Consider the following 2,654-nt stretch of genomic DNA (forward strand, 5'->3'; position numbering starts at 1 on the left):
TTGCAGGTGCTCACCACTGGTAAACGCCATACCCTCTGGTGCCGTGAAGTGAATGACTTCATTAAGTGGTTTCAGACGTTCATTAAACATCGCTATCTGACTGGCAATATCAGCTTCCAGCGCCAGCCAGTTATCGAGGGGGGGGGGGCTCATGGCTTATGCCTTTACCGGGATCAGGTGTTATTGCTAACAGGTATGTCCGCACAGCGAAGAAGTGTTGTGGCCCACTAACGATTGCCCGCATCCGTTTTCACCGCGAAAACGTTACCACCATCATCACGCTCCAGGAGAGTCCAGCTGGCGCGGTGCTTCTGACCATGCTTGTCTTCAAAATCCGGCATAATCTGCCCGGCGCGGGTGTGGGTGTACTGCGTCGTTCCGTTAATGATGGTGGCCCATCGACCGTCGAACGGCGATTTTTCTCCGCTCCAGCAGGTGATCCTGACCGGCTCCCAGGACTTACCTTCATCGTCTTTATCCAGCGCGGCACTGGCTTCATCGAAGCGTCTGTACCATTTCATCGTTGATTCTTTGTCAAACTGGAAGTTTTCGTGTTCGGAGTAGAAATGCAGGCCGTTATGCCCATCGTATCTAATAGGTTTAATTAACTGATTCACTTTCACCAGCAATCGGGGTAGCTCTTCAGTTTTCGCCTCACCCAGAGCTGGCGGTAGTTCTCCGGCTTTAAGAATAAGCCCGTCATTATAGGGCAACAGTTCAATCTCAGGGGTGTTCTTCAGTCGGTGAGCCAGTTTCTCTGCACCACCAAGTTTTTCCAGCCAGGGATTGCCCAGAATGGTATACCAGCAGGGGCCTTTGAGACCCTCCACAGCCTCGCCACCCTCAAGTGTTCCCAGAGAATCCACCATCACACCAGGAAAACGCAGGGCCAGTTTGTATTCGTAAGGGAACATGCGTTCGAACGCATAGGGCAGAATAAATGACAAACCCGCATAACCACTTTCAACGCTGAAGGTATTACACAGCCACATCAACCAGGATTGATAACGTTCCTTTCCTTCAGATTCTTTTAGTAGGGAAAGCGGGAATACCAGCTTAATAACGGAGCGATCATTATCATTATGGAAAATTCGTTTCCCCATAATGAATACTTCATAATCGGGAGCCAGATACGATTCAGTTCCACTACTAAGTATCCAGTCGAATATTCCTTCCGGAGAAGAGTCCAGTATCTCCTGCCGTTGCTTAGCGTAATTTTTTTCTGTTATCGCAGTCCATTTCTTTAGGGGCAGTGTTTTTTTCAGATGCGGTTTAAATTCTGCATAATAGCGATCCACACACTCCACCATCTTGCGGCGGACTTCCGGCGTATGACCCTCTTTAAAAAATACGGTAATTATCAGCCCAAGATTTACCGCCTGGCTGCCATCCCTGTACTTCACGGACGCTTCCGGCAGCCACTTCTCGATATAATGCAGATCCAGGTCATTCAGTTCCATTATCATTCCTTATTGGATTGCCAGCGCACCGACGGTTCCGGCTCCCAGAACCGCCGCCAGCGCTTCCCAGGCAGTTATCGCCAGCCGAATAATCAGTAAAAACGCGGCCAGCATGGCTTCCGGGACACCCAACGTCACCACCAACGCCCCTACACCGACTGTGACAAGCACCACGCCAACCGTGACGGCCACATCCGTCAGTATCTGAACCCAGTCGACCTGTTCCAGCATATCCTGCGTCATATCGGTGGCTTGCTGGATTTTAAGCCACGCAGCCCGAAGCTGTTCATCCGACCATGATGCCGCTGCACGCCCGGTCTGACTGACCCAGCGCCATGCCTGATGCCCCTGAGAGTATACCCATTCCCCACTGTCATTCAGCCAGCCCGCGACCTGGCTGAGCTTTTGCTGCATTTCTTCTGACAGTGCATGCCAGCCGGCAGCCATATTGTTAACAACCCCTTCGCTGAGGTCAGCAACGGCTTTTCCGGCATACGTCCACGGTTCAACTTTCGCAGGCACCGGAGTTGCCGGTGGGCGTGGGGTAAAAATAGGCGGGTAAAGGAACAGTGGCCAGTACTTTGCCCCGCTGGTTTTCCAGGCTTTCATCGTCACATTAACGACCTGATCGCTCCACTGCTGCTCTTCAGAACGGCAGTCGTGGATCTCCAGGATAGTCATGCGCTTACGATTTCTGCCAACAATTTGCATATATTCATCATATTGTCGGCGACCAAGTTCGTCCCCCGGAAACTTCACCTCTACCAGGCGCTCCAGATTATCAGCATGCATCTTGCCTTCCGTATCCGGCCCGGCAAGCCCCGGCCAGCAGTCATTCATGTTTTTTACAATAATGACATCCGGACGCCGGTAAATCCCTTTACCCGGCACCGGGAAGGGGTTGGTGGTGTGCCGCCTGCCTGCACCTTCGTCCAGTAACGTGCTGCTGAGAAACGGGCGTGGCGGAGCGGTACGCATATCAAACGGAACTTCAGCTTTGTACCACCACCGGTAATCGTGGGCGATCTCATCCACACGAATAAGCCCACTCAGCATCAGTTGCTTCAGGCTCATCTGGTAGCTTTTTCCGTTGCGACGGATTTCTGCCGACAGCCGTGGAAAACGCATCGCGTACTCCACCTTTATATGTAAATACTGGCGGTTGCTGGTCGTCGGCAAACGTGATTGTTTCTC

2 protein-coding genes and 1 pseudogene are annotated in these 2,654 nt (G+C 52.1%); all 3 read right to left on the reverse strand.

Going from position 1 to position 2,654, the window contains the following annotated elements; translation table 11 throughout:
• Nucleotides 1-123 (reverse strand): annotated as a pseudogene (locus BG55_RS23495) (type VI secretion system Vgr family protein); the annotation flags it as partial.
• 104 nt (nt 124-227) lie between these two features.
• The gene (locus BG55_RS07275; RefSeq protein WP_034935999.1) at nt 228-1,460 is read right to left on the reverse strand and encodes a DUF3396 domain-containing protein; all 1,233 of its coding nucleotides are present in this window, start codon (nt 1,458-1,460) and stop codon (nt 228-230) included.
• A 9-nt stretch (nt 1,461-1,469) separates the two neighbouring features.
• Nucleotides 1,470-2,654, reverse strand: a 1,185-nt coding sequence (locus BG55_RS07280) for a VRR-NUC domain-containing protein (RefSeq protein ID WP_034936002.1), incomplete at its 5' end; no start/stop codon positions are given.

The organism is Erwinia mallotivora (assembly GCF_000590885.1).
Taxonomy (GTDB): Bacteria; Pseudomonadota; Gammaproteobacteria; order Enterobacterales; family Enterobacteriaceae; genus Erwinia; species Erwinia mallotivora.

Bases quoted from the DNA above. Each gene is read 5' to 3' on its own strand.
- BG55_RS07275 (WP_034935999.1), bottom strand. From the start codon at position 1,460: ATGGAACTGAATGACCTGGATCTGCATTATATCGAGAAGTGGCTGCCG.